The sequence below is a fragment of the Allobosea sp. 05T433 genome (genome assembly GCF_056396065.1).
Window position 1 is genome coordinate 71,710 of the sequence record NZ_JBFTKS010000013.1, and the last position, 20,269, is coordinate 91,978.

At 64.4% G+C, this 20,269-nt stretch carries 23 protein-coding genes and 1 tRNA gene; 10 read left to right on the forward strand and 14 right to left on the reverse strand.

The window, feature by feature from the left end:
- Positions 1-9 precede the first annotated feature (9 nt).
- Positions 10-507 carry a CinA family protein gene (locus AC1DGP_RS18770; protein WP_441491633.1) on the forward strand — a complete coding sequence of 166 codons (498 nt, stop codon included), beginning with the start codon at positions 10-12 and terminating at the stop codon, positions 505-507.
- Here the strand turns inward: AC1DGP_RS18770 and AC1DGP_RS18775 are convergent.
- The 14 genes from AC1DGP_RS18775 to AC1DGP_RS18840 form a co-directional block, all read right to left on the reverse strand.
- Complete coding sequence (locus AC1DGP_RS18775) at positions 479-967, reverse strand: type II toxin-antitoxin system RatA family toxin (protein ID WP_441491634.1); 489 nt, start codon at positions 965-967, stop codon at positions 479-481. The genes AC1DGP_RS18770 and AC1DGP_RS18775 overlap by 29 nt on opposite strands.
- A gap of 14 nt (positions 968-981) precedes the next feature.
- Positions 982-1,986 carry a lipoyl synthase gene (lipA, locus tag AC1DGP_RS18780; RefSeq protein WP_441491635.1) on the reverse strand — a complete coding sequence of 335 codons (1,005 nt, stop codon included), beginning with the start codon at positions 1,984-1,986 and terminating at the stop codon, positions 982-984.
- 91 nt (positions 1,987-2,077) lie between these two features.
- The gene (locus tag AC1DGP_RS18785; protein ID WP_069880860.1) at positions 2,078-2,362 is read right to left on the reverse strand and encodes a GlsB/YeaQ/YmgE family stress response membrane protein; all 285 of its coding nucleotides are present in this window, start codon (positions 2,360-2,362) and stop codon (positions 2,078-2,080) included.
- A gap of 71 nt (positions 2,363-2,433) precedes the next feature.
- On the reverse strand, positions 2,434-2,778 hold the full coding sequence (locus tag AC1DGP_RS18790) for a GlsB/YeaQ/YmgE family stress response membrane protein (protein WP_476832413.1): 345 nt from the start codon (positions 2,776-2,778) through the stop codon (positions 2,434-2,436).
- A gap of 47 nt (positions 2,779-2,825) precedes the next feature.
- A complete protein-coding gene (locus AC1DGP_RS18795; RefSeq protein WP_441491637.1) occupies positions 2,826-3,074 on the reverse strand; it encodes a GlsB/YeaQ/YmgE family stress response membrane protein in 249 nt (82 codons plus the stop codon).
- Positions 3,075-3,146: 72 nt separating this feature from the next.
- On the reverse strand, positions 3,147-4,586 hold the full coding sequence (gene lpdA / locus AC1DGP_RS18800; protein WP_476825574.1) for a dihydrolipoyl dehydrogenase: 1,440 nt from the start codon (positions 4,584-4,586) through the stop codon (positions 3,147-3,149).
- 69 nt (positions 4,587-4,655) lie between these two features.
- Positions 4,656-5,399 (reverse strand): YqhG/Tai3 family protein, encoded by a 744-nt coding sequence (locus AC1DGP_RS18805; RefSeq protein ID WP_476832414.1) that lies wholly within the window; start codon positions 5,397-5,399, stop codon positions 4,656-4,658.
- Positions 5,400-5,459: 60 nt separating this feature from the next.
- On the reverse strand, positions 5,460-6,791 hold the full coding sequence (locus AC1DGP_RS18810) for a pyruvate dehydrogenase complex dihydrolipoamide acetyltransferase (RefSeq protein WP_441491640.1): 1,332 nt from the start codon (positions 6,789-6,791) through the stop codon (positions 5,460-5,462).
- Positions 6,782-7,165, reverse strand: a complete 384-nt coding sequence (locus tag AC1DGP_RS18815; protein ID WP_113512609.1) for a hypothetical protein — start codon at positions 7,163-7,165, stop codon at positions 6,782-6,784. Before AC1DGP_RS18815 ends, AC1DGP_RS18810 begins: the two co-directional genes overlap by 10 nt.
- A 4-nt stretch (positions 7,166-7,169) precedes the next feature.
- Positions 7,170-8,579, reverse strand: a complete 1,410-nt coding sequence (locus tag AC1DGP_RS18820) for a pyruvate dehydrogenase complex E1 component subunit beta (RefSeq protein WP_441491641.1) — start codon at positions 8,577-8,579, stop codon at positions 7,170-7,172.
- Positions 8,580-8,658: 79 nt separating this feature from the next.
- Positions 8,659-9,639: a pyruvate dehydrogenase (acetyl-transferring) E1 component subunit alpha gene (gene pdhA, locus AC1DGP_RS18825; RefSeq protein ID WP_244523678.1), complete on the reverse strand. Its 981-nt coding sequence runs from the start codon at positions 9,637-9,639 to the stop codon at positions 8,659-8,661.
- A 298-nt stretch (positions 9,640-9,937) separates the two neighbouring features.
- Entirely contained in the window at positions 9,938-10,249 is a 312-nt protein-coding gene (locus AC1DGP_RS18830; protein WP_113512615.1) for an FtsB family cell division protein, read from the reverse strand.
- A 41-nt stretch (positions 10,250-10,290) separates the two neighbouring features.
- Positions 10,291-11,373, reverse strand: a complete 1,083-nt coding sequence (locus tag AC1DGP_RS18835) for a hypothetical protein (protein WP_441491642.1) — start codon at positions 11,371-11,373, stop codon at positions 10,291-10,293.
- Positions 11,366-12,346 (reverse strand): threonine dehydratase, encoded by a 981-nt coding sequence (locus AC1DGP_RS18840; RefSeq protein WP_441491643.1) that lies wholly within the window; start codon positions 12,344-12,346, stop codon positions 11,366-11,368. The genes AC1DGP_RS18835 and AC1DGP_RS18840 overlap by 8 nt, the downstream gene beginning before the upstream one ends.
- Before the next feature lie 110 nt (positions 12,347-12,456).
- On the opposite strand from AC1DGP_RS18840, the gene AC1DGP_RS18845 reads away from it, so the two are divergent.
- The 9 genes from AC1DGP_RS18845 to AC1DGP_RS18885 all read left to right on the forward strand — a co-directional run bounded on the left by AC1DGP_RS18845 (position 12,457) and on the right by AC1DGP_RS18885 (position 20,250).
- Positions 12,457-12,531: transfer RNA gene (locus AC1DGP_RS18845), tRNA-Lys, on the forward strand.
- A gap of 252 nt (positions 12,532-12,783) precedes the next feature.
- A complete protein-coding gene (locus AC1DGP_RS18850) occupies positions 12,784-13,440 on the forward strand; it encodes an NUDIX hydrolase (RefSeq protein WP_441508741.1) in 657 nt (218 codons plus the stop codon).
- Between the two features lie 268 nt (positions 13,441-13,708).
- The gene (locus tag AC1DGP_RS18855; RefSeq protein WP_441508742.1) at positions 13,709-14,359 is read left to right on the forward strand and encodes a GntR family transcriptional regulator; all 651 of its coding nucleotides are present in this window, start codon (positions 13,709-13,711) and stop codon (positions 14,357-14,359) included.
- A gap of 14 nt (positions 14,360-14,373) precedes the next feature.
- Complete coding sequence (locus AC1DGP_RS18860; protein WP_441508743.1) at positions 14,374-15,360, forward strand: alpha/beta hydrolase; 987 nt, start codon at positions 14,374-14,376, stop codon at positions 15,358-15,360.
- Positions 15,333-16,553 carry an ABC transporter substrate-binding protein gene (locus AC1DGP_RS18865; RefSeq protein ID WP_441508744.1) on the forward strand — a complete coding sequence of 407 codons (1,221 nt, stop codon included), beginning with the start codon at positions 15,333-15,335 and terminating at the stop codon, positions 16,551-16,553. The genes AC1DGP_RS18860 and AC1DGP_RS18865 overlap by 28 nt, the downstream gene beginning before the upstream one ends.
- A 64-nt stretch (positions 16,554-16,617) precedes the next feature.
- Positions 16,618-17,523 (forward strand): carbohydrate ABC transporter permease, encoded by a 906-nt coding sequence (locus AC1DGP_RS18870; protein WP_441508745.1) that lies wholly within the window; start codon positions 16,618-16,620, stop codon positions 17,521-17,523.
- Complete coding sequence (locus tag AC1DGP_RS18875; RefSeq protein ID WP_441508746.1) at positions 17,520-18,356, forward strand: carbohydrate ABC transporter permease; 837 nt, start codon at positions 17,520-17,522, stop codon at positions 18,354-18,356. The genes AC1DGP_RS18870 and AC1DGP_RS18875 overlap by 4 nt, the downstream gene beginning before the upstream one ends.
- Positions 18,353-19,240: a sugar phosphate isomerase/epimerase family protein gene (locus AC1DGP_RS18880; RefSeq protein WP_441508747.1), complete on the forward strand. Its 888-nt coding sequence runs from the start codon at positions 18,353-18,355 to the stop codon at positions 19,238-19,240. The genes AC1DGP_RS18875 and AC1DGP_RS18880 overlap by 4 nt, the downstream gene beginning before the upstream one ends.
- Positions 19,237-20,250, forward strand: coding sequence for a Gfo/Idh/MocA family protein (locus tag AC1DGP_RS18885; protein WP_441508748.1), 1,014 nt, complete (start codon positions 19,237-19,239; stop codon positions 20,248-20,250). The genes AC1DGP_RS18880 and AC1DGP_RS18885 overlap by 4 nt, the downstream gene beginning before the upstream one ends.
- Positions 20,251-20,269: the final 19 nt, after the last annotated feature.

Consider the following 20,269-nt stretch of genomic DNA (forward strand, 5'->3'; position numbering starts at 1 on the left):
GCAACCACCATGTTCGATTCCGAGATCACCGCACTGGCCATCGACGTTCTGACGATCTGCCGTGATCGTGGACTGAGCGTCGCGACGGTCGAGTCCTGCACAGGTGGGCTCGTCTCGGGCGCACTGACCGCAATCCCGGGCTCGTCGGACGTCGTCAATGGCGGGCTGGTGACCTATTCGAACGCCGCCAAGACTGCATTGGCAGGCGTGAGTGCGACGCTGATCGACAGCTACGGTGCGGTCAGCGAGCCGGTTGCCCGCGCCATGGCGGAGGGCGGCCGCGCGGTGCTCAAGGCCGATCTCTCCGTCGCGGTCACCGGCGTTGCCGGGCCGGGCGGAGGCAGCGCCGCCAAACCCGTCGGGCTCGTCCATTTCGGCTGCGCGTCAACCGCGTTGACCACGCATCGGGAAAAGCGCTTCGGCGATCAGGGGAGAGACGAAATCCGCCGCCTCTCGGTCATCGAGGCGCTCGAGATGCTCAAGCAGGCGGCGCTGAGCCATCGGTGACCGTGGTCCGGGCACGGCCATAGACCAGGTCGGCCCGCCTCTCGAAAGCCTCGGCGAACTTGCGAAAGGCCTTGTCGAACATCGTACCCATCAGCAGGCCGAGCATGCGGCTGGCGAACTCATAGGAGATGAAGAAGGCGATCTCGCAGCCTCCGTCCATCGCCTTGAAGCTCCAGCGGTTCTCGAGATGTCGGAACGGGCCGTCGACATACTCGACAAGGATCTTCAGGTTGGCAGGATCAAGCGTGACACGACTGGTGAAGGTCTCGCGGATCGCCTTGTAGCCGACCGTCATGTCGGCCATCAGCACCTCGCCGCCGCCTTCGCGCGGCGTCCGGCGTCGTACCACCAAGCCTTCGCAAAGCGGCAGGAACTGGGGGTATTTCTCGACATCCGCCACGAGCGCGAACATCCGCTCCGGCGAGTGCTTCACCCGGCGGGTGCTGTTGAACATCGGCATGAGATGCTACGCGCTCAACCGCCGAGCTTGGCTGCGCGGGCGTCCCTCAACCGCGCGAAATCCTCACCCGCGTGATGCGAGGACCGCGTCAGCGGCGTCGAGGACACCATCAGGAAGCCCTTCACATAGGCGATCGCCTCGAAACCCTTGAATTCGTCGGGCGTGACGAAGCGGATCACCGCGTGATGTTTGCGCGAGGGCGCGAGGTATTGGCCGATGGTCATGAAATCGACGTCGGCCGAGCGCAGGTCGTCCATCAGCTGAAGGATCTCGTTCCGCTCCTCGCCGAGACCGACCATGATGCCGGACTTGGTGAAGATGGTGGGGTCGAGTTCCTTCACACGCTGCAGCAGGCGCAGCGAATGGAAGTAGCGCGCGCCGGGGCGCACCTTCAGGTACTTGCCGGGCACCGTTTCGAGATTGTGGTTGAACACGTCCGGCTTGGCCGCGACCACCACTTCGAGCGCGCCGGGCTTGCGCAGGAAATCCGGCGTCAGGATTTCGATCGTCGTGCCGGGCGAAGCCTCGCGGATCGCGCGGATCACGCGGGCGAAATGCTCCGCACCACCGTCATCGAGATCATCGCGGTCGACCGAGGTGATGACGACATGCTCGAGGCCGAGCTTGGCCACGGCTTCGGCGACCTTGCGCGGCTCCTCCTGGTCGAGCGGCTGGGGCACGCCTGTCTTGACGTTGCAGAAGGCGCAGGCCCGCGTGCAGGTGTCACCCATGATCATGAAGGTGGCGTGCTTCTTTTCCCAGCACTCGCCGATATTCGGGCAGCCCGCTTCTTCGCAGACCGTGACGAGCTTGTTCTCCTTCACGATCTTCTGCGTTTCTGCCCATTTCGGTGAGCCGGGCGCCTTCACCCTGATCCAGTCCGGCTTGCGAAGGACGGGATTCTCCGGGCGCTTCTGCTTCTCGGGATGGCGCAACTCGGCCGCAGGTTTGGCATCCGCCTTGGGATTGCCGACATTGGGCCGCGGGTCGCGGTTCAGAAGATCGAGAACGAGAGCCATGTCGTTTCCAGTCACCCGGCGCCTGCAAGAGGCGCCAATTTGCTCTAGCTAATCTGCATCAGGCCCGGCGGCAACCTGACCGGAGGTCGCGTCAGGCTGCAGGTTTCCGCAACGCGTTCCAGATCACGATCACCACGCAGGCGCCCGCGATGGCCGCGACCAGGGTGCGAGGGAAGCCGTGGATCGGGATGTCGAGCAGCTCGGCCAGGCGGCTGCCGACGAAGGAGCCTGCCACGCCCACCAGCATGTTGGTGAAGAGGCCGTGATCGGACGACGTGATGCGCTCCGCGATCCAGCCGGCGAGCAGGCCGATCAGCAGTGTCGCGAAGAAGCCGTAGCCGGGCGTGCCGAGTGCGGCGTAGATGGGGCTATCCATGATCCGTCGTCCCTTTCGTCAGCCTGCAGGATGAATCCGTCGGACAGGCCGGGGACGGCCTGCACCGGTCGTCATGCGATGAACCTGGCCAGCAGCACCACGAGGATCGCGCCGAGCACCGCCATTGCCGCCTCGTCGAAAAAGGCGTGTCCGGTCCGCACCCGCCAGCCGGTGATCCGCACCAGCCCCTGCCCGACCAGCATGCCGAGCACTCCGACAACGGCGTGACGGATCAGCCCGCCACCGCCCACCACGAGGCTGGCGACGAAGCCCGTCACGGTCCCGAGCAGGATCGTCGGCGCGAGCGCCCGCCAATCCAATGGCAGGCCGCGACCAGGAGGCAGGACCTCGACCTTGTCATCGGGGATGACGCGGTCGTGACCACGGGATTTGCGCGTGCGCGGGCGTGTCGTCATCGCTGGGATATGCCCTCGCACAGCGCGAGTTTCCAGACCGGGAAATGTCAGGCGATCAGACGCGCCAGCAGCACCACGACGATGGCGCCGATCGTCGCCGTGATGATCTGCGAGACCAGCGGGTTGCCGATGCCGAGATTCACGCCAATCGCCGAGAGCAGAAAGCTGCCGACGAAGGCGCCGATCAGGCCGGTGATGATGTAGCGGACAAGCCCACCACCACCGACGACGATACTGGCGAGCCAGCCGGCGACGAGACCGATGATGATGGCGACGATAATCGAACGCAGATCCATGGTGGTCTCCAGCTCTCGTGTGTCAGTCTGCCATCACGGAACTTGGCGCGGAGGGCGCCCGGTTCAGCATCTCTACGCGTTCAGCACCTTCCCATAGGCGTCGAGCACGCTTTCCTTCATCGTCTCCGACAGCGTCGGGTGCGGGAAGATGGTGTGCATCAGCTCTTCCTCGGTCGTCTCGAGGTTCATGGCGACGACGAAGCCCTGGATCAGCTCGGTCACTTCCGCCCCGACCATATGCGCGCCGAGCAGCTTGCCGGTCTTGGCATCGAAGATCGTCTTGACCAGGCCGCTATCCTCGCCGAGCGCGACCGCCTTGCCGTTGGCAACGAAGTTGAACCGGCCGACCTTGAGCTCGTGCCCTGCCGCCTTGGCCTTGGCCTCGGTCAGGCCGACGCTGGCGATCTGCGGGTGGCAATAGGTGCAGCCCGGGATCATGTTCTTGTCCATCGGGTGCGGATGAAGGCCCTTGATCGCCTCGACGCAGATCACTGCCTCGTGCTCGGCCTTATGCGCCAGCATCGGCGGCCCCGCGACGTCGCCGATCGCGTAGATGCCCTTCACATTGGTCCGGCAGAACTCGTCGATGGCGATGAAGCCGCGATCGGTCTTCACCCCGAGCGCTTCCAGACCGAGATTCTCGACATTGGCAACGACGCCGACGGCGGAGATCATGCGATCGGCTTGAATCGTCTGCTTGGCGCCCTTGTCGTCCTCGATATGGGCCGTGATCGAATCCGCCGATTTCTCGACCTTGGTCACCTTGGCGCTGGTGATGATCTTCATGCCCTGCTTCTCGAAGGCCTTGCGGGCGAAGGCGCCGATCTCGGCATCCTCGACCGGCACGACCTGCGGCAGCACCTCGACCACCGTCACCTCGACGCCCATGGTGCGGTAGAATGAGGCGAACTCGATACCGATCGCGCCCGAGCCCATCACCAGCAGCGATTTCGGCATCTTCTGCGGGACCATCGCCTCGAAATAGGTCCAGATCAGCTTGCCATCCGGCTCGAGACCGGGAAGAGCACGCGGGCGTGCGCCCGTCGCGACAATGATGTGGTCGGCCGTGTAGCTGCCCTCGCCCTTGGCATTCTTCGGCGGTGGAACCTGCGGCTGCATCGCAGGCTTCGCCGTCTTGCCGACCACGATCGTGCCGGGCTTGGTCAGCTTGGCCTCGCCCCAGATGACGTCGACCTTGTTCTTCTTCATCAGGAACTGGACGCCATTGTTCATGCGGGCGGCGATGCCGCGCGAGCGTTGAACGATGGCGGCAAGATCGGCCTTGAAGGAGCCCTCGAGCGTCAGCCCATAGTCCTTGGCATGCTGGCCGTAATGCAGAATCTCGGCCGAGCGCAGCAAGGCCTTGGTCGGGATGCAGCCCCAGTTCGAGCAGATGCCGGCAAGGTGTTCGCGCTCGACGATCGCCGTCTTGAAGCCAAGCTGCGCCGAGCGGATCGCTGCGATGTAACCGCCGGGGCCGGAGCCGATGATGATGACGTCGTAGTCGGACATGTCCCTAACCCTTGTTCTAAATCGAAACCCGTCGCGCCGCGCGGTGCAGACGCCAAGCTCGATCGGCTATCATTGCTGTTTCGCTGCCCCCAGCTTCTGCAAGGCAGCGATGGATTGTGGCTCCCGCCCAAGCGGGAATGGGGCCTTGGTGCGCGCGGCGAGGCCAAAGACGTCGCCCTTGCGGGTCTCCCTCAATGCTTCACGCTGTTTCGCGTAGCTGCCGCATTCAAACCCGCTACCGCGATGCCCCGTCACGGGATTGTAGGAATTCGCAGCATAGCGGAAGCAGACATAGTTGAGGTTGATCTGGCCGCGGTAACGCCCTTCCTGAGGATCGTCGATCTCAGCCGAGGCGTTTTCCCAAAGCACGTTGAAGGTCCCGCGCAGGATCACATCGTTTCCGGGATACCAAAGAAAGGTCGTGCCGTTTGGTGCGATATACTCGACCTGAGTGCCGTGCTGAGGGCTATGGCTAACGATCGTTCTGTCGGCGAAGAACGACGCGATCACCTCCGGGGCGGCATAGGCTCGGGGGAACGCTGCCGTTCCCGAGGCTGCCTTGGGTTGCGTGTTGCGCGAGGTGTAGTCCGCTTGGGTCAGCACGGGCCGCGCCGCGAACAGTGCCCTCGGCCTGCGATATTCGCGCGCGACCGCTGGTCCGAACTCAACCACAGGCGGATGGCTCGCGTTGACCTCTTTCGCTGGCGAGGTCGCTGCCGAATGAGGGGTCTGACAGGCAGTAAGCAACAGGGGAAGAACTGAGGCGATCAGCGAATACCTTCCCAACCGCCTGTCTCTGTGGCTTGCGCCCATTTGTCCCCTCAACCGATCGTCGTGCAGGCCAATCCGACTCTTGCGACGTCTAAACGCCCATCACACCAGCATCGCCATCGGCTTCTCCACATAGCCTTTGAAGGCCTGCAGCAGTTCCGCCCCGAGCGCGCCATCGACCGCGCGGTGGTCGGTCGAGAGCGTCACCGACATGATGGTCGCAATCGCCAGCGCACCGTTCTTGACCACGGCGCGCTGCTCACCGGCGCCGACCGCAAGGATCGTCGCATGCGGCGGGTTGATCACCGCGGCGAAATCCTTGACGCCGAACATGCCGAGATTGGAGACCGCCGACGTGCCGCCCTGGTATTCCTCGGGCTTGAGCTTGCGGGTCTTGGCACGCGCCGCCATGTCCTTCATCTCGTTCGAGATCTGGCTCAGCGGCTTGTGGCAGGCGTCGCGGATGATCGGCGTAATCAGGCCGCCCGGGATCGATACCGCGACGCCGACATCGGCATGCTTGTGCTTGAGCATGGCACCGTCGGTCCAGCTGACATTGGCATCCGGCACGGCGCGCAGCGCCAGGGCGAGAGCCTTGATCACCATGTCGTTGACCGAAAGCTTGTAAGCCGGCTTGCCGTCCTTCTCGGGTGCCGCAGCATTGAGTTCTGCGCGCAGCTTCAGCAGCGCGTCGAGCTCACAATCGACCGTCACGTAGAAATGCGGGATCGTCTGCTTCGCTTCGGTCAGGCGGCGCGCGATGGTCTTGCGCATGCCGTCATGCGGAATCTCCTCATAGGAGCCTGGCTCGAACAGCTTCTTGACCGCCTCGTCGGAGGGGCCGGCCGCGAGCGGGGCAGCCGCCGGCTTGGGCGTGGCTGCCGCAGGAGCGGCTGCCGGCGCGGCCTTGGCGGCGCCGCCGGCCTTCGCCGTCTCGATATCGCGCTCGACGATCCGTCCGTGCGGGCCCGAGCCCTGGACCTTTGCAAGATCGAGCCCGGCATCCCTGGCGAGGCGACGCGCCAGCGGAGAGGCGAAGGGGCGGCTGCCGTCGGCAGCATGCGCAGCGGGCTGCCCAGCCACAACCGGGGCAGCTGCGGGAGCTGCCGCTGCTGCCTTGGCCTCGACCTTCGGCGCAGTCTCGCTCTTGGCGGGCGCGGTGCTGGGGGCCGATACGCTCTTGGCGTCCTCGCCCTCGCCGGCGATCACGCCGATGATTTCGTTGACCGCGACATCGGCCGTGCCTTCCGGCACCACGATCTTGGCCAGGATGCCCTCGTCGACGGCTTCGACCTCCATCGTCGCCTTGTCGGTCTCGATCTCGGCAAGGATGTCGCCGGACTTGATGGCGTCTCCTTCCTTCTTGAGCCACTTGGCGAGATTGCCCTTCTCCATGGTCGGCGAGAGAGCGGGCATCAGGATGTTTACGGGCATGGCTGGAGGCTCGCTTTTTCCAATTGGATGAGCAGCAGGCGGCGTGTCAGGCCCATGCCGAAGCTGAGGGACACGAAAACGAAGGCGATATAGTCGAGATGTTCCAGGGCGGTGCCGGCCAGCGTCCTCCCGAACATCAGCTCGGGAGCGAAGGTCTGGACTGCCTCCGGGATCAGCGTCAGCACGCCGCCCGCCGCCAGCAGGTAGGCGCAGAGATCGAGGCGGTGCAGGCGCAGGCGGGCGCCCGCTAGATGCGGCGGAGCCAGCGGGCGCGGCCGAAGCCGCTCCCGAGGTTTGAAATACGCGACCGCTCCAGAGGCCCCGGCAGCTGCGAGGCCGACCGCTGCGATCATGGCAGGGACGGTCAGCGCCACGGCATCAGGCCCTGTAGCAGACGGCCTTCGCCGCCGCGATGACCTCGCCGACATTCGGCAGGGCGAGCTTCTCGAGATTATGCGCATACGGCATCGGCACGTCCTTGCCGGTGACGCGGGCGACCGGCGCGTCGAGATAATCGAAGGCCGCTTCCATGATGCGCATGCCGATTTCGGCGGTGACGCCGGACTGCGGGAAGCCTTCCTCGACTGCGACGCAGCGGTTGGTCTTCTGCACGGAGGCAATGACCGTCTCGATATCCATCGGCCGGATGGTGCGCAGGTCGATGACTTCGGCCTCGATGCCTTCCTTGGCCAGGGCTTCGGCGGCGCCGAGCGCATAGGTCATGCCGATGCCGAAGGAGACGATGGTGACATCCGTGCCCGGACGCACGACCTTGGCCTTGCCGATCGGGATCAGGAAGTCGTCGCCCTTCGGAACCTCGAAGGTACGCCCGTAGAGAATCTCGTTCTCAAGGAAGATGATCGGGTTCGGATCGCGGATCGCGCTCTTCAGCAAGCCCTTCGCGTCCGAGGCGCTGTAAGGCATCACCACCTTGAGGCCGGGCACATTCGAGTACCAGGCGGCGTAGTCATGGCTGTGCTGGGCGGCGACGCGGGCGGCAGCACCGTTGGGTCCGCGGAAGACGATCGGGCAGCCCATCTGGCCGCCGGACATGTAGAGCGTCTTGGCCGCCGAGTTGATGATCTGGTCGATCGCCTGCATGGCGAAATTGAAGGTCATGAACTCGACGATCGGCCTCAGGCCGGTCAGCGCCGCACCAACGCCGATACCGGCGAAGCCGTGCTCGGTGATCGGGGTGTCGATGACGCGCTTGGGGCCGAATTCCTGGAGCAGGCCCTGCGTGACCTTGTAGGCGCCCTGATACTCGGCGACCTCTTCGCCCATGACGAAGACATCGCCATCCCGACGCATCTCCTCAGCCATGGCATCGCGCAGCGCCTCGCGGACCGTCATGGTGACGACCTCCGCACCCGCGGGGAACTCGCTCGACGCGTCATAGGACTTCGCCTGAGCAGGTACGCTCGGCGTGGCGGCGGCCGCAGGCGCTTCGGCCGAGGCCTTCTCCGCCTTGGCCTCGGGCTCGGCCGGCTTCTCGGCAACCGCCGCCGGCTTGGCGCCGCCTGAGGCTGCCGCCTTCACATCCTCACCATCGGCTGCGATCACGCCGATCGGCGTATTGACCGCGACGTTCTCGGTGCCGTCGGCAACCAGGATCTTGGCAAGGATGCCTTCGTCGACCGCTTCGACTTCCATGGTCGCCTTGTCGGTTTCGATCTCGGCCAGGATGTCGCCTGCCTTGATGGCATCCCCCTCGGCCTTGAGCCATTTGGCGAGCTTGCCCTCCTCCATGGTGGGCGAAAGCGCGGGCATAAGGATATCAATCGGCATGAACACACCCGGAATTTGAAAGGACGCGGGATCAGGAGATGCCGGCAAGGCCGGCAGAGACTTAGGCGCGGTCCGGGCCTCAGGCCCGGGCGTGCTCCAGCGTAATATCGGTGAAGAGCTCCGAGACATCGGGCTCCGGATCATGCGTTGCGAATTCGGCCGCGTCGTTGACGATCTCGCGGATCTTGGCGTCGATCGCCTTGAGCTCGTCTTCGGCGATCTTGAAATCGCGGGTGAGGCGCCCCCTCACCTGCTCGATCGGATCATGCTCCTCGCGCATCCGCTGGACTTCGTCCTTGGAGCGGTACTTTGCCGGATCAGACATCGAGTGACCGCGATAGCGATAGGTCTGCATCTCGAGAATGTAGGGACCCTTGCCCGAGCGGGCATGCGCGATGGCACGCTCGCCGGCAGCGCGCACGGCGCGGACATCCATGCCGTCGACCTGCTCGCCGGGAATGGAGAAGGACAGGCCGCGCTTGGAGAAATCGGTCTGCGCCGAAGCGCGGTTGACCGAAGTGCCCATGGCGTAGCGGTTGTTCTCGATCACGAACACGACCGGCAGCTTCCAGAGCTGGGCCATGTTGAAGCTTTCATAGACCTGGCCCTGATTGGCCGCGCCGTCGCCGAAATAGGTCATCGAGACCCGGCCGTCCTCCCGGTACCAGTTGGCGAAACCGAGGCCTGCACCGAGCGATACCTGCGCGCCGACGATGCCGTGCCCGCCGTAGAAGTTCTTCTCGCGGGAGAACATGTGCATCGAGCCGCCCTTGCCCTTGGAGTAGCCTCCGCGGCGCCCGGTCAGCTCGGCCATCACGCCGCGTGATTCCATTCCGGTCGCAAGCATGTGACCGTGATCGCGATAGCCGGTGATGACCTGATCGCCGTCCTTCGAGGCCATCTGCATGCCGATGACGACGGCTTCCTGGCCGATATAGAGGTGGCAGAAGCCACCGATCAGGCCCATGCCGTACATCTGCCCGGCCTTCTCCTCGAAGCGGCGGATCAGCAGCATCTCGTAATAGGCGTGAAGGTCTTCTTCCCTTGTGAAGGCGGGCATGTTGCTCAACGCTTTGGCCGCCCCCTTCTCCGCAGTTGTCTTGGCTGAACTGGCCTTTGCCGCGCCCTTGGTCGCGGTTTTGGCTTGAGCGGGAGCTTTCGTCTTGCGCGCGGCAACGGCCATCGGCGATCCTCCAAGATCATTCGACCTTGGTTGTAGAGGATCACATACCCCTTGGCGAGGGAGGTATCTCGCAATGCAGCATGAGTTATGTCGCTGATATTTCTAAGATTTCATGTATTAACTGGAATTCAGTTAATCGATGTAACCGGAACTATTCTGCGGCTTTTCCCGCTCCTCAGCGCCCCATGATGATGACATCGTTCCGATGGATCCGGCCGAGCGACGCGCGCGCACGCTCTTCCAGCAGATCGCGATCGACGGCTTCGTCGCGCATCAGGGCGAGGCGTTGCTCCCAGCTCTTGCGCTCGGTGGTGAGCTCCTTGAGCTCATCCTCCATGACCCGCAGCGATTCCTGCAGGCCGCCGCGGGCCTCGAGCCCGCGCGAGCCATGCTGGGCATGGAACATGAAGTAGCCGACCGCTCCACTCGATACGAGATAGAGCGCGAGCGTGATGAAAAAGGATCTGAGACCACGGCGGACGACCATGCCGGCAGGCTAGCCTTGCGTGGTTTATGCCGGGTTAACGATCAGGGCCGGGAGACCTGCACGAAGCCGTCCGAACTCACCTGGGCGTCGCGCGCGATCGCAGTCAGGTCAGCCTCGACACGCCGCGCGATCGGCAGCCGGAAATGCAGCGGATCCCAGTAATTGCTATCCTGCTGCGTGACCATCGAGCGATGAGCGAAATCGGCGATGACGGCGCCGCGCCGCGCGGCGAGGGTTCGGAGCGCCTCCTTGCAGGCGGCGTAGCGCTGCCAGCCTGCCGAGCCCTCACGCGGCAGTGCCGTGAGATGAGCCGGCGGAAGAACGATCAGCTTTTTCGTCTGCCCCGGAAGTGCTGCCAGGGCCGTGTCGAGCCAGCCCAGCGCGGGAAAGCGCCAGCTTTCCCGTTCCGTCGCGTCCACCTTCGTCGCCGGCACGATCGGAGCCAGGTCTGGAGCAACGCCGCCAAAGTCGTGGAACAAGTGAGAGCGAGCCCGCGCCAGATCATACGTCTGTTCTGGTGGCGTGAACACTTCGTAGCCGTCGCGGCGGATCCGCTCAGGCAGATATCCGAGCCTATGCGCCAGAAGGCGGCCCGCGATTTCCAGCGTGGTCAGGTTGATCAGCTTCGGCCAGTCATTCCAGCGGGCGTCGTCATAGAGCCAGGGCGGAAATGGGCGCGGCGTCAGGCGTTTACCTGGTTCGGTCGCATCGGGATCGCACCATGTCGTGTCGATGCCCCAGATTACAGCCTTGGGCGTAGCCGTTTTGCGCGCGAACAACTCCGCCATCTGGACCTGCTCCCAAGGGGTGGCAGCGTTCATGGCGAGATTGGCCATGCGGACATCGAGGCCTTGCGACAGGACCGCAGGGTCGAGCAGCCGCATCGTCGATGTCCCGAAGATGGCAGAATCGAACGCGCCCGAGCGGACGAGCTGCGGGTACATGTAGCGCTGGTTGAGATCCATCAGCGGGCGCGCCGCCTGTCCGGTGGCAAGGCGCGAACCGAACGGATCCATCACCGCGATGAAGCCGAAGACAAGCAGGACCAGGGCGAGCGCCGCGCTGAGAAATGCCAGCGACCAGCACTTCCAACCCGCTGCGTCGGCAGCTTTCGAACTAGCCAATGCGAGGGGTTTCCCCGGCAAGAACCTTGCGGAAGACCGGCATGTCGATATTGCCGCCCCCAAGGACGACGCCAACCGAGGCGCCCTGGTTGAGTTCGAACTCGGCTGCTGCTGCCGCCAGCGGCGCAGCCCCGGCCCCTTCCGCGAGATTATGGGTGTCGAGATAATAGCTCCGGATCGCCTCGGCGATCGCATCTTCGCTGACGCGCACGATCCGCGCCGCGCCCTTCAGGATGATCGTGAGCGCACCGGCATCGGGCACCCGGACCGCAATGCCGTCAGCAAAGCTCGGAGCATCCTCGACCGCGACCACCTGTTTCGCCTCGACCGAGCGGGCGTAGGAATCGGCGATCTCCGAGACGACGCCGATGATCTCGGTCTTGAGGCCGAGCGCATCGCGCGCGGCAATCAGGCCGCAGATGCCGGAGCCAAGTCCGATCCCGACATAGACGCGCGTCAGATTCGGCCGCGCAGTGAAAAGCTCGAGCGCATAGGTTGCGACACCGCAGACGAGATCGCGATGGAAGGACGGCACCATCTCATAGCTGCGCTCGCGGGCGATTTGCTGAGCCGCGGCCCGGGCCTCGTCGAAATCCCGGCCGGTTTCGATCAGCTCGGCTCCGAGCGCCTTCATGGCGGCGTTCTTTTCCACAGCATTGCCGAGCGGCACGACGATCACCGAAGGCAGCCCGACTCCGCTTGCCGCCATCGCGATGCTCTGGCCGTGATTGCCGCGTGTCGCCGAGACGACGCCCTTCACATGCGGGCGCTCGCGCTTCAGTCGGTCGAGATAGACGATGCCGCCGCGCAGCTTGAAAGCCCCGATCGGCGTGTGATTTTCGTGCTTCACCACGATTTCGAAGCCGTGACGCTGCTGCAGCAGCGGCCAGGCATATTGCGGCGTTCCCGGGAAGACAGTGTCCACAAGAGCCTTGGCGGCCTTGATCTCGGACAGGGTGGGCAAATCGGTCATGCGGATCCTCCGGAGCGCTTCTGCCACATCTCAAAGCCATCGAACAATGACGGGAGTGTGCGAACGATGTTGACCGGCGGGCGGGGCGTCCGTATGTCAGCGCCCTGTGAGGGCGGGTAGCTCAGTGGTAGAGCACGTGACTTTTAATCATGTGGTCGAGGGTTCGATCCCCTCCCCGCTCACCAAAAACTCCACTATATCAGATAGATAAAGCGGATTGACCGCATTTCGTTCCGCCTCGGCGGGGGCCAAGCATATGGTGGTGTCGATTTGCCGCTGCCGTGGGCTCTGCAGGTCCATTCACTCAGGCAATGGCGAGATCACGCCCGTATCAGGTTCAGATCCCGCTGCCAGGCACGCGGGTGGTTCCGGACAAGATTTCGGCGCGGTGTTGAGGCCGCGATTGAGCGGCTAGCTCTCGCCGCCTCGATTCTAATGTGACGATCGCATTGAGGGTCACTGCGGGCGACACCGCCGCCTTGGCGCGCCATGGCGTGCTGGGTATAGCTAAAACTATGGACATGAAATGGCGTACCCTCTCTTCCAGGACATTGCTGAAAGATCGCTGGATTGACGTCAGGGCGGATGAGTGCCTGACGCCGACAGGGCACAGGGTCTCGCCCTACTACGTACTTACTTATCCCGATTGGGTTCAAACGGTCGCGATCACGCCCTGCGACGAGATTGTTTTGGTCCGCCAGTACAGGCACGGCGCGGCGGATACTTTCCTGGAGCTGCCAGGAGGGACGATGGACGAAGGTGATCTCGACCCGGGGCGATCAGCTGCACGTGAACTCGAGGAGGAGACCGGCTATCGCGCGACGGAGTTGCGCCTCGTTTCTTCGCTCTTCGCCAACCCAGCCACCCAACCGAACAGGGTCCACGTCTATCTTGCTATGGGGGCAGAGTTGACGGGGAGCCGGAAACTGGACGCCAGCGAAGAGGGGATGAGCGTTCATCTTATGCCCGTGCGGGAGATCTTGGATCGGCTACACGATGGAATTCTCAAGCATTCGCAACACATATCCTCCCTGCTGCTCGCCCTTTCTGTCTCTGGGCATCTCGCGCTTGGTTCTCCCAAGTCAGCCCTCTGAGTTTGAGTATCCGCTAGCAATGCTGGCGCCGAAGCAGGCGGAATTCATTATTGGCAAGCGTCGAGAATGAGCGCCTGGACGCGCCGCTTTGTCCACCGCCACCGACGATTGGACTACCTGCGGCTGTMCAGCGCTGGTCTGAGTCGTTTTCGTCGAGGCCGATACATCCCCTGACCGCCGCTGCAACAGTGCGCCGTGGGATCGAGGTCCGAGCAAGCCCTCGCAAACTGACTTGACATGTCGAATATCGATATCATTATCGATATTGATGAATGTGCTTATTCCGAACCAGATTCGAAGGCCCCGTGACGTCGTCTACGAGTCACTGAAGCGGCAGATCATGCTGAATGAGTTGCGTCCCGAGAGCGCTCTCACCGAGCTCGGCATGGCGCGCGAGCATGGTTGCAGCCAGGGCACGATCCGCGAGGCGCTCCTGCGCCTGCAGGAGGACGGGCTCGTGACCCGCTCCGGGCATCGCGGCACGATGGTGACCAGGCTTGATCCGGAGGAGGCGGAGGAAATTCTGGCTCTGCGCCGCCGGGTCGAGATCCGTGGCGCCTTGCGGGCGGTGCATCATGTCGAGCGCGACAGCCTGGAGCGGCTATACGCCATACAGGCCGACATGGATGCCGTCGCCGCAGCCGGCGACGAATATGCCCTGATCATCCTCGACATGGCTTTCCACCTGACGATCTTCCGCCTGTCGGGACTGGACGCGCTCGAGCAGATCCTGACCCGCTGCACCCTGCATTCGCACCGCTCGAAGCTCTGGGCACCGGGGCATCGCCGCCCGCTGACCGAGACCGCGACACGCCACCGCTTGCTGCTCGCCTTGCTCGAGGCCCGCGATGGGGAAGGCCTGTCATCGGCCATGGCGGAGCATATCGACACGATCGTCCTGCGTGACGGAACCGCCTAATGAAGAGCCCGCGAATGACGACCTGGATCGATCCGCAGATGCAGGTGCTTCTGGAACTGCTCCGCGCCGGCCCCGCCTTCGATTTCCGCTCCGCACCCATTGCCGAAGCACGTGCAACGGTCGATGCCGCAACATTGCCGTGGAGCGATGGCGCTCCGGCCATCCCGGCGAGCGATCTGGTCATTCCCACGGATGCCGGCGCGATGCGTGCGCGGCTTTACCGACCTGAAGGCGCGCAGGCAGAGTCCGTCATCGTCTATGCGCATGGCGGCGGCTGGACCTTCGGTTCGATCGAGACCCATGACGGAACGATGCGCAATCTCGCGGTGGCAGGGGGCTGCGCCGTGCTGGGCGTCGATTACAGGCTCGCTCCGGAACACCCGTTCCCGGCGCCGCTCGACGATCTCCTGGCCAGCGTCGCCTTCGTCGAGCGTGGCGGCCTGGGCACGCCCATACCGGCGGAGCGGATCGCGATCGCGGGCGATTCCGCCGGCGCCAATCTGGCGCTGGCAGCACTGCTGCGCCGGCGCGATGAGGGCTTGCCGCCGCTATCGGCTGCCGCGCTGTTCTACGGCTGCTACGAACCCGACTTCTCGACGGCGAGCCATGCGGCCTTCGGTGGCGGCGACTACCTGCTCACCAGCGCGAACATGCGCTGGTACTGGAACAATTTCCTCGGTGCCGAGCCGGACGAGACGCTGAGTCTCGCGGCGCCTGGCCGGGCTGCGCTTGCCGGCCTGCCGCCGCTCTATCTCTCCGCCGCGGGGCTCGATCCGCTGCGCGACGACACCATCCGGCTGGCCCAGCGCCTGGGCGAGGCCGGCGTGCCCTTCCGTTTCGATCACGTTCCCGGCGTCGTGCATGGCTGCCTGCGCATGAGCAGGGAACTCGCTGCCGCTGCCGACATGATCACCGCTGGCGGCCGCCACATTGCCAACCACCTCAACGATAAAAAAACCGGAGGAAGCCAACCATGGAACGCAGGACTTTCATCAAATTAGCGGGCGCCGGCGCTCTCGCCAGCCCCCTCGCCCGCCCCGCCATCGCCCAAGCCACCACAACGGTGCGCTGGTGGTACCATTTCGACAACCCGCAGCATTCGCCGGCTGAACTCATCGCCAAGTTCGAGGCAGCGAATCCCGGCATCAAGGTCCAGGCCGAGAGCATCCCCTGGGGCGGTGGTAACGACTACCAGACCCGGCTCTTCGCCGCCCTCGTCGCCGGCAACGGACCCGACTGCGCGATGGTGCGGTTGTCCTGGGCTGCGCGCTTCCAGCAGATGAAGGCGCTCTCCCCGATCGATGACCTGATCGCCGGCTGGGCCGGGCGCAGCGACATTGCGGACAACATCTGGAAGATCAACAGGGGCGCCGACGGCAAGCAATATTACCTGCCTCTGCAATATGTCGTGCTCTATCTCTATTATCGGCAGGACCTGTTCGAGCAGGCGGGGCTGAAACCGCCGGCAACCTTCGATGAATTCCGTGCGGCGGCCAAGGCTCTCACGAAGGGCGATGTCTCGGGCTTCGGCTTGCGTGGCGGCGCTGGTGGCTTCGACCACTGGGGGCCGTTCGTGCTCGGCGGCGGCGCCAGTTTCGAGAAGGGCGGAATGGTCAGCGACAAGGCGCTCGCAGCCAACCGCTGGTTCGTGGATCTCACCGTCAAGGACAAGGTGGTGCCGGCCTCGGCACCGACCGACAGCTTCCGGCAGATCGTCGATACCTTCAAGGCTGGCCGGACCGCCATGACCATCCATCATGTCGGCTCGGCCAACGAGATCGTCGGCGTGCTCGGCGACAAGGTTTCGGCTGTGCCGGTCCCGCGAGGCCCGGACGGCAAGGGCTGGACCTATTTCGGCGACGAGTCCAACGCCGTCTTCGCTGCCAGCAAGGCCAGGGAGGCGGCCTTCAAATGGTGCGCCTTCCTCTCCACGGCCGAGAACAACGTCGTGCTGAACAAGTTCACCGGGCAGTTGCCGATCGCGACGTCGGCGGCGAAGGACTGGACGCTGCATCCCAAGCGCTTCGTCGATGCGAGCGCGGCCTCGCTGCCGTTTGCGGCCTCGTTGCCGGATTCGCCCAAGACACCGGATTTCATCGCCCGGATCTGGCCGGCCAACATGCAAAGGGCGCTGCTCGGCCAGATCCAGCCTGACGAGATGATGCGTGCGATCGAGCAGCATTTTCACGGCTGACGGGATTGGCGGCAGACGGGCATCCGGCTGCCGCCTCCAGCCCTCGCTTCGACAGGTTTGAAACGTGACGTCGCTCACCCTCGCGCACAGGCAGCCTCTCGGCCGCAGCCTGACGCCCTTCTGGTTCCTGCTGCCGGCGATCCTGGTCACGGCGGGCGTCGTCCTGATTCCCGTCGCGCAGACGGCCTGGCTCAGCCTGCAGGACTACCTGCTCTACGATCCCGACAACGCCCGCTTCGTCGGACTGGGCAATTTCTCCAGGATCGCGCGAGACGAGGTTTTCTGGATCTCGCTGGGCCAATCCTTCATCTGGATCACTGGCGTTGTCGGACTGCAATTCCTGCTCGGGCTCGCGGCCGCCCTGCTGCTCAACCAGAGCTTCTGGTGGCGCGGACTGGCGCGCGCGCTCGTCATCATTCCCTGGGCGCTGCCAAGCGTCATCATCGGGTTGATGTGGACCTGGATGTACGACTTCAATCTCGGCGTCATCAACGACATCGCGATGCGGCTCGGCCTGATCGCAGCGCCGATCGCCTGGCTGGCCCGGCCCGATACCGCACTCTACGCCATCATGCTGGCGCTGATCTGGCAGGGCTTCCCCTTCTTCGCCGTCACCATTCTGGCCGGCCTGCAGACAGTGCCGGCCGAACTCTATGAGGCAGCCGAGATCGACGGCGCCACCGCCCGACAGCAGCTCTTCTACGTCACCCTGCCCTCGATCGCCGATGTCATCGCAACCGCACTTCTGCTGCGCACGATCTGGGTGGCGAATTCGCTCGACGTCATCCTGGTCATGACCGGCGGCGGACCAGGCTACGCCACCCATACCCTGCCGCTCTACGCCTTCCTGCGCGCGTCGAGCAGCATGGAATTCGGCTATGGCGCGGCGCTGGCATTGATCCTCACGGCGATGCTGCTGGGTGTGGTCTATCTCTATGTCAGGCGGGCGGCCCGGGGCATCGAGACATGATCGAACGACGCACCCGAATCCGGCGGATTCTGGAGGTGGAGCTTCCCGTCCTCCTCATCGTCCTGTTCGCGCTCGGCCCCTATGTCTGGATGATCCTGACCTCGCTGAAGCCGCAGGCGGAGCTTTCCGCCTGGCCGCTCCACTACTGGCCACGAGAGGCGACACTCGAGCATTACCGCGATCTGATCGCCCGCACGAGCTTTGCCGGCAGCCTGGGCAACAGCCTGATCATTGCAGTCGGCGCCAGCGTACTTGGCCTCGGCGTCAGCATCCCCGCGGCCTATGCCTTCTCGCGCTTCCGCTTCTCCGGACGCAGGGGCCTTCTGACCGGCTTCCTCGTCATCAACATGTTCCCGGTCGTGCTGCTCATCATCCCGCTCTTCCTGATGATGCGCCGGCTCGGGCTGATCGACACCTATCTCGGCGTCATTCTCGGTCATTCGACCTTCTCGATTCCCTTCGCGATCTGGATGCTGACGAGCTATTTCAATGCGATCCCCAAGGATCTCGACGAAGCGGCGATGATCGACGGCGCCAGCCGCCTGCAGACCATCCGCCTCATCATCCTGCCCCTGTTGATGCCCGGCGTCGTCACGGCCGGCATCTACATCTTCATCACCTCCTGGAACGAATACCTCTTCGCGATGATGCTCTCGGGCCAGGCGGTGCGCACCGTCACGGTCGCGCTCCAGCTCTTCATCGGCGAGTTCACCATCCAGTGGGGCCTTCTCACGGCCGGCGGCACGCTGATCGCGCTGCCGGTCACCTTCCTCTTCCTTCTGGTGCAAAGGCGGCTCGTGGGCGGGCTCACAGCCGGTGCGGTGAAATCATGACGACAAATCCGATCGGGGTCATCTCGATGTTCTATGCGCGGCCGTTCACGCGCGAGCATTTCGGCTGCTTCCAGCGGATGAAACGGGCCGGAGCCGATGTCGTCGAGTTGCTGGTACCGGAGCCGGGTGAACTCGATCTGGGCGAGACCCGCGCCGCCATCGCCGATGCCGGCCTCTCCTGCGTGCTCGCTGCCCGGGTCAACCTCAACCGCGACCTCGCCAGCGCCGATGCCGGCGCCCACCACGCGGGCGTCACCTATCTCGAAACATGCGTCGATGTGGCCGCAGCCCTCGGCGCAGCCATCGTCGGGGGGCCGCTCTATGGCGCCCCTCTCGTCTTCGCAGGCCGAGCTCCCTCCCCCGTCGACGACGAAGAGCGCAAGCGCCGCATCGATGCGATCGTCGTCGGCCTCTCGCAGGCTGGGAAGCGCGCCGCCGACGCCGGCATCCAGTTCGGCGTCGAGCCGCTCAACCGCTTCGAGACCGATATCTGCAACACGACCCGTCACGCGCTCGAAATCGTCGAGCGCGTGAACAATCCCACCGTCGGCGTGATGCTCGATACCTTCCACATGAACATGGAGGAGTTCGATCTGACCGATGCCATCCGGCAGGCAGGATCGAAACTCCTGCATTTCCAGGCCAACGAGAACAATCGCGGCTTCGTCGGCTCCGGCCATATCGACTGGCCGGCGATCGCCCGTGCACTCCGCGACGTCGCCTATCGCGGGCCGATCGTGCTCGAACCGTTCCGACGCCGCGACGAGCGAGCCGGCACTCCCCTGGCCCAGTGGCGTGCGCCCACGGAGAACGAGGACGAACCGCTGGCCGCCAGCATCGCCTTCCTGAAGGCTGCACTCGCATTCGCCGGGAGGACGGCATGACCGGTTCAAGGACAGGCGCGCTTCGGGTCGGCTGGATCGGCTGCGGCGTCCATGCCAACGAGATGCTGCTGCCGCAGCTGACGCGGCATGATGTCGAGATCACTGCGCTCTGCGACACGGATGAGGCGCGGCTGAATACGACCGCCCGGCGCTACGGCGTCCCCGAAACTGGTCGCCTGCGCGACTGGCGCAGCTTCTTGTCCCGTGGCGATCTCGACGCGGTCGGTCTCGCGGTCGGTCCTGCCCTGCATCACGAGATTGGATTGGCAGCGATCGCGCGCGGCTTGCCGCTCTTCATCGAGAAGCCGCCGGCGCCGACGGCGCGACAAGCGGCCGAACTGGCCGAAGCCGCTGCGAGCCGCAAGGTGCCGGTCGTGCTCGGCTTCATGAAGCGCTATTCGACGGCCAACCGCATTGCCGCCAACGTCATCCGCGCGACGGAGTTCGGCGCAACGGCGAGTTTTCTCGGCGAGTACATGACCGCGCCGACCTATTTCGCCGGGGATCCGGATTATTCCGGCTTTTACCTGCATCATTGCGTGCATTATTTCGACCTCGTGCCGCACCTGATGGGCGAAGTCGCGAGCGTGAGCGCGAGGCGGCACGAACTGGCGCCGGGCAAGCTGCTGCTCCATGTCGATTTCCGCTTTGCCAATGGCGGCATCGGCACCCTGGTCTTGGGCACGCATCAGTCGCGCGGAACGCCGATGGAATGGTGGCAGGTGATGGGCGACCATACCCGCGTCGAGGTCCGCAATGTCCATGAAGTGCGCTATTTCAGAGCGCCCCCCTTCAAGGTCTCACGGGCCGAGGCCAGCCTGATCGATGGCGAAGACACCTTGGTCTGGGAGCCGAATCTGACGGCCGCCGCCAACGAGGACCACAAGGGCTATCACGCGCTTCTCGGCGACTTCGTTCGAGCGGCACGCGGCGAGCCGACGACCGCACCGAACGCGGCCGATGGCGCTGCCGCCATGGCGCTGCTCGAACAGGTAGTCGCCGAGCGTTGAGTCTGCTTGCGCCCCCTTC

What these genes read in the sequence shown, in the direction of transcription:
- lpdA (WP_476825574.1), bottom strand. Translation starts at nt 4,586, where the DNA reads ATGTCCGACTACGACGTCATCATCATCGGCTCCGGCCCCGGCGGTTAC.
- lipA (WP_441491635.1), bottom strand. Translation starts at nt 1,986, where the DNA reads ATGGCTCTCGTTCTCGATCTTCTGAACCGCGACCCGCGGCCCAATGTC.
- AC1DGP_RS18795 (WP_441491637.1), bottom strand. Translation starts at nt 3,074, where the DNA reads ATGGATCTGCGTTCGATTATCGTCGCCATCATCATCGGTCTCGTCGCC.
- AC1DGP_RS18885 (WP_441508748.1), top strand. Translation starts at nt 19,237, where the DNA reads ATGACCGGTTCAAGGACAGGCGCGCTTCGGGTCGGCTGGATCGGCTGC.
- AC1DGP_RS18875 (WP_441508746.1), top strand. Translation starts at nt 17,520, where the DNA reads ATGATCGAACGACGCACCCGAATCCGGCGGATTCTGGAGGTGGAGCTT.
- AC1DGP_RS18840 (WP_441491643.1), bottom strand. Translation starts at nt 12,346, where the DNA reads ATGACCGATTTGCCCACCCTGTCCGAGATCAAGGCCGCCAAGGCTCTT.
- AC1DGP_RS18865 (WP_441508744.1), top strand. Translation starts at nt 15,333, where the DNA reads ATGGAACGCAGGACTTTCATCAAATTAGCGGGCGCCGGCGCTCTCGCC.
- AC1DGP_RS18830 (WP_113512615.1), bottom strand. Translation starts at nt 10,249, where the DNA reads ATGGTCGTCCGCCGTGGTCTCAGATCCTTTTTCATCACGCTCGCGCTC.
- AC1DGP_RS18770 (WP_441491633.1), top strand. Translation starts at nt 10, where the DNA reads ATGTTCGATTCCGAGATCACCGCACTGGCCATCGACGTTCTGACGATC.
- AC1DGP_RS18790 (WP_476832413.1), bottom strand. Translation starts at nt 2,778, where the DNA reads ATGACGACACGCCCGCGCACGCGCAAATCCCGTGGTCACGACCGCGTC.
- AC1DGP_RS18820 (WP_441491641.1), bottom strand. Translation starts at nt 8,579, where the DNA reads ATGCCGATTGATATCCTTATGCCCGCGCTTTCGCCCACCATGGAGGAG.
- AC1DGP_RS18805 (WP_476832414.1), bottom strand. Translation starts at nt 5,399, where the DNA reads ATGGGCGCAAGCCACAGAGACAGGCGGTTGGGAAGGTATTCGCTGATC.
- AC1DGP_RS18810 (WP_441491640.1), bottom strand. Translation starts at nt 6,791, where the DNA reads ATGCCCGTAAACATCCTGATGCCCGCTCTCTCGCCGACCATGGAGAAG.
- pdhA (WP_244523678.1), bottom strand. Translation starts at nt 9,639, where the DNA reads ATGCCCGCCTTCACAAGGGAAGAAGACCTTCACGCCTATTACGAGATG.
- AC1DGP_RS18860 (WP_441508743.1), top strand. Translation starts at nt 14,374, where the DNA reads ATGACGACCTGGATCGATCCGCAGATGCAGGTGCTTCTGGAACTGCTC.
- AC1DGP_RS18785 (WP_069880860.1), bottom strand. Translation starts at nt 2,362, where the DNA reads ATGGATAGCCCCATCTACGCCGCACTCGGCACGCCCGGCTACGGCTTC.
- AC1DGP_RS18880 (WP_441508747.1), top strand. Translation starts at nt 18,353, where the DNA reads ATGACGACAAATCCGATCGGGGTCATCTCGATGTTCTATGCGCGGCCG.
- AC1DGP_RS18855 (WP_441508742.1), top strand. Translation starts at nt 13,709, where the DNA reads ATGAATGTGCTTATTCCGAACCAGATTCGAAGGCCCCGTGACGTCGTC.
- AC1DGP_RS18775 (WP_441491634.1), bottom strand. Translation starts at nt 967, where the DNA reads ATGCCGATGTTCAACAGCACCCGCCGGGTGAAGCACTCGCCGGAGCGG.